The organism is Verrucomicrobiota bacterium (assembly GCA_016871535.1).
Taxonomy (GTDB): Bacteria; Verrucomicrobiota; Verrucomicrobiia; order Limisphaerales; family SIBE01; genus VHCZ01.
In genome coordinates, this window is sequence record VHCZ01000284.1 from 1 (window position 1) to 7,739 (window position 7,739).

Below are 7,739 nucleotides of genomic sequence, written 5' to 3' on the forward strand. Positions count from 1 at the left end.
ATCGAAGAAAGGCTCCGCAGGAGCGTCGCCCCACCGTCGTTGACTGTGCAGACCGTGGGATTGACGACAGATCGACCGGAGAACCGTAGCGCAGATTTTCAATGTGCTGTATCGCCGATTTCCAATCGGCAGGGCGCCGGCAAGTCCCAGCGGGCTCGGACTGGGAGACGCCCCGCAGAATACAATTCTGCGACACGGCAGAGTGCCACTCTGCGCTACGAGCTTTGTCGTCCATCCCGCGGACCAAGCAGTAACTGAGGAGTGAGCGCGGTTTGATTCTCTCATGGCGCAAAAAACTCCGGATACAGCTTCTTCGTGGCCTGGAAGCCGCGGTGAATCAAATCGACGTCGCCAGCCAGACTGAAGAGCAGGCAGCCGAGCTCGCGGCACTTGGCCGCGTGCTCCGGACTGCGCGCGAGGACGCCCCAGGTTTTTCCGGTCTTCTTCACCGCCGCCGAAACACGTTCCATCGCCGCAATGCACTTCGGATGCATGGCTTGCCCCGGAACGCCCAGCGTGCATGACAAATCGCTCGGTCCGATGAACAAGCTGTCCACGCCGTCCACCGCTGCGATTTCGTGGGCGCACTCGACGGCTTCGGCGGTTTCGATTTGGACGCAGAGCCAACGGTCGCGGTTGGCTCGCGGAAGATGTTCGGCAGGGATCGCTGTGCCGTAGCCGGCTTCATAGTTCGCAAGAAACAACCCGCGCACGCCCATGGGAGGATACTTCGCCCACTGCACGATCTGCCGCACTTGATCGACCGACCGAATCTGCGCAACCATGAGGCCACTCGCGCCGGTCTCCATCGGCCGCATGACTGTGGCGTAATCCGTCGGCGCCACGCGCACGAAGGCGTCGAGCCCCGCCGCGCGGCAAGCGATGAGCAAAAGCTCGAGTTCCCGGTGCGGGATGGCGGAATGTTCCTGGTCGATCCAGATGCCTTGAAATCCTCCGGACAATCCAGCGATTTCGACGAGTTTAGGACTCGCGAGCGAAGCGAACGCGAGCACGCGGACGATTTCCCCTTGAGCCAGCCGGTGTTTGATGGAGGTGATCATAGAATTGCAGTCGCTCAAAGTAAGCCCATTCCGTTTCCGCGCGAGAAAATTCGGGCGCGGCGCAACGCGAGTTCAAAGTTCAAGGTTTCAAGTTCAAAGTTGGTTCCTTGAACGGGTAAGAACGGGTAAGAACGGGTAAGGACGCGTTCCACCGCGTCCCGGGATTGGCTCTTTCGATCGCTGACAAGGTCAGGGACGGAGTGGAATCCGTCCTTACCAGGTTCATGGCTTCGGCGCCATGCACATGGACCATGAACCAGGTAGGGCGAGTCCGTCCCCGGCGAGCCGCTCGACGTGCGTGGAACACGTCCGACTCGGCTCGCTGGGGACAGGCTCGCCCTACCGTTTGGTTTCATGGAAAGAAGGTCCACGCTGAGCGGCTTTTTCGTTGTCAAATGGTCGCCCCGAAACCAAATTGTCGGGCATGAAAAATCTCCTTCCACTCCTGGCCGCGGTGTTTTTGTCGGGTGCGTTTGGATGCGAGACCGCACCCTCCGCAGGCGGGGGCAACGCGGCCACGAAAGTCGATTACGGCGCGTATCCGGACAACTACGAGCAGATCGTCCGGAGCCACTTCGGCGCCGCCGAATGCCGATTGGGCAAACCGTTCGCCGGGTACGTCAAAGCCGGTCCGCTCATGGGCGGCAAAGTTCTGGAGGCCGGCTACTTCGTCGAGGCGTGGCTAAAGGCCAAGGATCAATCGAGTCCGGAACGACGCCTCGGCGTTCTCGTCAAGAACGGTGAAGTGCTCATGCAACTCAGCGCCAAAGAGCTTGATGAAGTCGAGCGTGCGCGCTGAGAGCGAGAGGTTTTCTGGACCTCGAGTTCGATCACTGATCAGGGACATTTTTCAGCGCGGGAAATGGCTGTTCCCTCTCCTGGGGGAGAGGGTTAGGGTGAGGGCGATTCACCAAGTCCATGATACCGCTAAACGTCATCATGAAAGAACGCAGCCGTGAGGCGTGCCGAAGCGGATTTGTGCTCGCGCTTTTCTACGGCGTCTCCACGGTCACAGGCATGCCGCAAACAAACCAGAGCATTGCATCTCGCTGGCTGGAGGCCGCCGAGGTCGCCCCGGATTTTCGACCGTCTCCGACTCGCCGTGGATGGATCAAGCAACGCAAGGAAGTTCGCGCTCAGCTTTGGAAACTTCTTGGCGACTTGCCCGCCCGTCCCCAGAAGCCGTTCGTGCAAACATCGCTTCGGGAAGATCGCGGCGATTATTGGCTGGAGAAATTCCAATTCGACAACGGCGCGGGCGCCACGGTTCCGGGCTCCCTTTTGCTCCCCAAGAAAACGTCCGGCCGTTCACCTGCGATCCTGTATTGCCACTGGCACGGCGGCCAGTATGACAACGGCAAGGAGGAAATCTTTCGTGCCGAACACACGCCAGAGCCGCCCGGGCCAACGCTGGTGAAGCGAGGGTTCGCGGTGCTGGCCATTGACGCTTATTGCTTCGGCGAACGGAACGGGCAAGGCCCGGGCGGCCCCAGCGAAAAGGGCGGCGCGGGCGAAATGACCGCGAGCAAGTTCAATCTCTGGGCCGGACGCACCCTCTGGGGGATGATTCTTCGCGACGACCTGATGGCGCTCGATTATCTGGTGTCCCGGCCCGAAGTGGACCCCGAACGCGTGGGCGTGACCGGGATTAGCATGGGCGCGACGCGGACCTGGTGGTTGATGGCGTTGGACGAACGGCTCAAGGCGGGCGTCGCCGTGGCCTGCTTCACGCGCTACCAGGATCTCATCCGGAGCGAAGGGCTGAAATACCATGGGATTTATTATTTTGTCCCCGGCATGCTGAAACACTTCGACACCGAAGCCGTGGTTTCCTTGATCGCGCCTCGGCCTGTTCTCTTTTTGACCGGAGACCAGGACCAAGGCGCGCCTGTATCGGGGATTCGCGCGATTGAGGACAAAGTTCGGCCGGTGTATCGCCTTTACGGCAAGGGCAGCGCGTTCGAGAGCAGAATCTATCCAGACGTTGGCCATGTTTATCTGCCGGACATGTGGCGCAGGATGCTGGAGTGGTTTGATCGATATCTCTGTTCAACACCTTAACCGCAGCGCGGCGAAGCGGCTAAAACGTTACAACGTCAAATCGTTAAATCGGTTAAATGAGTGGGACAGAACAAATCCACCGCCATCCTCCATCCTTCCATCCTCCATCCTCTCAGCGGAACAATTCCGAGTGCGGCTCGTTGTCCGTGTGCCAGCGTTTGAGGAATCTCGGATTAGGATCGAGGAGCAGTTCGCGGGTCTTGATCGACTCCGCATGGCCGTCGCAAAACCCAACGTTCAGTTTGCCATTGTGCCGCTGGTTGACCGCTTTGAGTTCGCGGACGAGCGGAGTGAAGTCGAGTTGGTTGTGCAGTTTGCGGGACAGGATTTCCAATCCAAGCACGAGCTGATCCTCCGGGCGTGACCAGGTCGAATAAGCATCGGCGCTGGCGATCATGTCCGCCGGAACCTTGACCTCCGTTTCGCGCGTGGCGGTCGCGGTCATCCGGGCCTGCGAGGCGAACTTGCCCGCCAGGCCGAATTGGTAAGCATCGTCCTGGCCGGCGCTGCCCACGTTGTAGCCATAGCTCCCAATCGAGAGGTAGAAATAATCGCCCTCATCGCGACCATCAAACGTCTCCAATTTGAAGCTCGGACAGAGGAACAGATCGTTCGTCCATTTGTGGACCAGATAAGGCTTGAGGTCGTCGTACCATTTTGCGCCTTCGGGCAGCGCAGGATTCTGGCGGGTCGCGAGCAACGGGTAATGCGTGTTTTCGTGGACGTACATCTGCAGCGCCAACCCGACCTGGCGCAGATTCCCCCGGCAACGAGCGGATTGTCCAGCGGCCTTGGCGCTGAGCAAACTGGGCAAAAGCAACGCCGCCAGAACTGCGATCACCGCGATGACGACGAGAAGCTCAATCAGAGTGAAGCCATCCGAATTGGATCTGCTTGCGCCCCGCGAGCTCAATCGCTCTTCCCATGAACCAGACGGTAGGGCGAGCCTGTCCCCAGCGAGCCGAGTCGGACGTGTTCCACGCACGTCGAGCAGCTCGCCGGGACGGACTCGCCCTACCGGGTTCATGGGCCGAGTGCATGGTTCCGAGACCAAGGGAACTTCCCAGAAGCAGAACTGGGCTCTGTGACGCCGCATGGAGATCCCCTCCTGGGAGTGGAAGGGGTGGGTTGGTTCCGGACCACTTAGGGTCTGTGCAGAAATAACTTCCGGTTTTGGCGGGAGCGCCGCCTGGCCGGATGCAAGGCGCGAGGAGGGAGCATCCCCGTTTTGGGGCTGTGACCGACGAGCAACGCCGCAGCCGGCCAGGTGCCGCCCCGCCCCGGAGGGCTGGGGCGATTTCGCTTTCTGGCTTCGTTTCTCCTCAGTCGCAGAGCCCTGGCTATGCTCCTTCGTCGTGCCTCGCCAGAAAGCGAAATCGCCTCCAGCAAAACCGGAATTTATTTTTGCACAGACCCTAAGGGAACAATTCCGTGTGGGCTTCGTTGTCGATGTGCCAGCGTTTGAGGAATTGGGGCCGGAGATCCAGCAGAAGCTCCTTATGATTGGCAAACTCAACATGGGCGTCGCCGAAAACGACATTCAGCCGGCCAATGTGGCGGTCACTGCTCTTGCCACCGCCGCCCTCTCCTTCGTCGCCTTCTCCACCGCCGCCCGAATCCCAGGCGGGCGGCAGCTTGCGGGAGAGCGTTTCCAGGCCGACCAGGATAACGCGGCGGCGCTGGGACAACGTCGAAAAAGCGTCACCGGCCATGATCAAATCACCCGGCACTTTGACTTCCTTTTCCGAGATAGCGAATTGCGTCAAAGACCCTTTGTAGTCGAACTTTCCAGCCAGACCAAACTTCGGCGACCCATTGTTGTCCGAACTGCCGATGTTGTAGCCGTAGCTGCCGACGGACAGGGCGAACACGCTGTCGTCGAGCTGGCGCCCGTCCGCCACGAATCCTTTGTAGCTTGGGCAGGCGAAGAGATCATTCGTCCAGCGCTGTTGCAGATACGGTTGCAGCCCGTCGTACCACTTCAAACCGGCCGGGTTGTTCGCCCCCATAGACGTCGCGAGCAGCGGATAGTATTCGTAGTCGGACACGTAGAGGTGGAAGGCGAAACCGAACTGGCGAAGGTTGCTCCGGCATTTGGTGGCTTTGGCCTGTTCCTTGGCCTGGTGCAACGCCGGCAACAGCAAGGCCGCGAGAATTCCGATGATGGCGATCACGACCAGGAGTTCGATCAAGGTGAACGCACTCCGGGGAACTCTTTGGTATTTCGTCCCGGCGCCGCCAGCCACAGTGGTCTTCATAGTATCTTTCAACCCACCCGAATGCTTGCAGGATATGTGCCATATTTCGGGCGGTATTGCAACGGACAGTTTGCAGCGAAGGCGCGCGGTTTACTCACGGAATTCCCTGCTGCTGAACTGCTCGCCCGCTCGGAGAACCTGGTGCGGTTGACTTAGACGCTTCGCAGTTTCAGTAAACTCATCCGGACTGGCCGTGTTGAACTCGAACATCTCGTAATGGCAGGGGATAACCAGGCGCGCGCCGGCTTCTTTGGCCAACGTGGCCGCTTCGCGCCCATCCAGATTCCCGGCCACGCGTCGTTCGGGAGCGCGTCCGTTGATGGGCAGGAGCGCCACATCGATGCGCCATTGCCGCAGCCAGTCGATCTGTCCGTCGTAAAGCACCGTGTCGCCGCTGTGGTAAAGAGTCCAGGGGCCGAATTCAATCACATAGCCCAGAAAGCGACACCGCCCTGCAGAATCATTTTCAATCGTCTCGTGGGCGGCGGGAAGGCCGGTGAATTTGAAATGGCCGACCCGCGCCGACTGGCCTGCATCCAGTCCGATCGGAATGTCCGTCACGATATTGAGTCGGTCGGTGACAAATTCGCGGTTCGCTTCCGGAATCACGAGTTCCAGCTCCGGATTCACCTGCAGCAGCGGCTGCAACGTCTCCGCATCCAGGTGGTCGGTGTGATTGTGGCTCGAGGTGACGACGACAATGAAGTCGAGCCGTTCCGGCGCGACGACTCGCTCGGTCATCCGGATGTGCGGTTTGTCGGTGCCGGCGTATTTTCTGGTGAGCGAATCAGAGAGGTACGGATCCAGCAACAAGTGGCTGCCTTGCCATTGCACGAGAAAGCCGCTTTGCCCGATCCACCAGAGGTGGAAATGCTCGAAATCGGAACGCCCACGCTGAACGTCGGCAAGGAAGGCGTCGTCCTGGAGCAAAGGCTTGATCCTGTTCATCCACCCGTTTAACCGATTTGACGATTTGACGATTTAACTTTGTAACGCTGCAACGCGGTAACGATTCGGCTGCGGCTGTGCCAGGCTGTGCCGCGCCGCGGTTATGAGGTTCAGGCGGCAGCGTCTGTATTTCTACGGCCGCATTCCCAAGTCGCGTCTAACTCGCTGCACGCCCGCCACCAGATTTTTCAGTTTCTGTTTCGCCGCCCAGCGTGCCGTTTGGCTGAGGCCGCAATCGGGCGCAAACGAGAGCCGTTCTGCCGGCGCGTGCTGGAGGCAAGCTCGCACGCGGGAAGCGACGTCTTCCGCCGTCTCCACGTAGTAACTTTTCACGTCGATAATTCCAACCGCCGCGTCCATGCGTTGGGCAATTTGGCCGATGAGTTCCAGTTCAGCAAATTCCCGGCTCGCCATCTCCAGGTGAATTTCGTCCACATGAAGATCCAGAAAAGCGGGAAACATGGGAGCGTAACGGCGCGGCCCGACGGCGCGCCCTTTGTAGTTGCCGAAGCAAAGATGCGTGGACAGCCGGCACTTCCCGACCACCGGCTCGACCGTTCGGTTGAAGATATCGACGAACCGTTTCGGATCTTCGCGGTAAGCGTAGCAGCTCATCGACGGCTCATCGACGGTGATTTCCCGACAACCCGCTTCGATCAGAGCTTCGAGTTCGTTGCGCACAACTAACAATAACGCCTCGGTCAAAGCGTAGCGATCCGGATAACGAGAGTTGGGGATGAGCCGTCCACTCAGCGTGTAAGGACCAGGCACGCTGGCTTTCAACGTAACGGGCGGTTGGCGATTGGCCGTTGGCAATTGGGCGAGCCGCTGAAGCCGCTGAAAGTCCCTGACCGTCCCAAGCCCATGCCGTGCGTCCGGCTTGCCAATCACGTGGTGTTTTCCGCGCTGATCGTGCGCCGGCGGCCCGAAGCGCCGCGGAGAAGCGGTTTCCAACGCAATGCCTTCGAGAAAACCGTAGAAGGAAAGATTGAAATCCAGGCGCGTTTGCTCGCCGTCCGTGATCACATCCAGCCCGGCCTCCAGTTGGTCATGCACCGCCGCAATGACGGCGTCCTCGATGATCTCCTCACGGTCCGTGTCGCCGAATTTGTCGAGATTCTGGCACGCGAATTCGAGCCAGCCGGGGAACGGATAACTGCCGATCACGGTCGTGCGCAAGGGAAGTTCCTTCATCGCGGGGATGACTTACGCGAATCGAATGCCTGCGGCAAGCCGTAACGCGGAAGGCGCGGCCAGCGCAGAAGTTCAGGACATTATCCCTTAAGGGTCTGTGCAAAAATAAATTCCGGTTTTGCTGGAGGCGATTTCGCTTTCTGGCGAGGCACGACGAAGGAGCATAGCCAGGGCTCTGCGACTGAGGAGAAACGAAGCCAGAAAGCGAAATCGCCCC

General features: G+C 59.6%; 7 protein-coding genes. 2 read left to right on the plus strand and 5 right to left on the minus strand.

What is annotated here, in order from left to right; all coding sequences use genetic code 11:
- Positions 1-281: 281 nt before the first annotated feature.
- Positions 282-1,061, minus strand: a complete 780-nt coding sequence (locus tag FJ398_23875; GenBank protein ID MBM3840936.1) for an aldolase — start codon at positions 1,059-1,061, stop codon at positions 282-284.
- A 424-nt stretch (positions 1,062-1,485) separates the two neighbouring features.
- Here FJ398_23875 and FJ398_23880 point away from each other — a divergent pair, with 424 nt between their 5' ends.
- Together FJ398_23880 and FJ398_23885 are read left to right on the plus strand one after the other, a co-directional pair.
- Positions 1,486-1,860 (plus strand): hypothetical protein, encoded by a 375-nt coding sequence (locus FJ398_23880; protein ID MBM3840937.1) that lies wholly within the window; start codon positions 1,486-1,488, stop codon positions 1,858-1,860.
- A gap of 119 nt (positions 1,861-1,979) precedes the next feature.
- Complete coding sequence (locus FJ398_23885) at positions 1,980-3,122, plus strand: dienelactone hydrolase (GenBank protein ID MBM3840938.1); 1,143 nt, start codon at positions 1,980-1,982, stop codon at positions 3,120-3,122.
- A 112-nt stretch (positions 3,123-3,234) separates the two neighbouring features.
- On the opposite strand, the gene FJ398_23890 is transcribed toward FJ398_23885, so the two are convergent.
- The 4 genes from FJ398_23890 to FJ398_23905 all read right to left on the minus strand — a co-directional run bounded on the left by FJ398_23890 (position 3,235) and on the right by FJ398_23905 (position 7,522).
- Positions 3,235-4,149 carry a prepilin-type N-terminal cleavage/methylation domain-containing protein gene (locus tag FJ398_23890; protein ID MBM3840939.1) on the minus strand — a complete coding sequence of 305 codons (915 nt, stop codon included), beginning with the start codon at positions 4,147-4,149 and terminating at the stop codon, positions 3,235-3,237.
- 388 nt (positions 4,150-4,537) lie between these two features.
- A complete protein-coding gene (locus FJ398_23895; protein MBM3840940.1) occupies positions 4,538-5,380 on the minus strand; it encodes a DUF1559 domain-containing protein in 843 nt (280 codons plus the stop codon).
- Positions 5,381-5,470: 90 nt separating this feature from the next.
- Positions 5,471-6,328, minus strand: a complete 858-nt coding sequence (locus FJ398_23900) for an MBL fold metallo-hydrolase (protein MBM3840941.1) — start codon at positions 6,326-6,328, stop codon at positions 5,471-5,473.
- A gap of 132 nt (positions 6,329-6,460) precedes the next feature.
- Entirely contained in the window at positions 6,461-7,522 is a 1,062-nt protein-coding gene (locus FJ398_23905) for a cobalamin-independent methionine synthase II family protein (GenBank protein MBM3840942.1), read from the minus strand.
- Positions 7,523-7,739 lie beyond the last annotated feature (217 nt).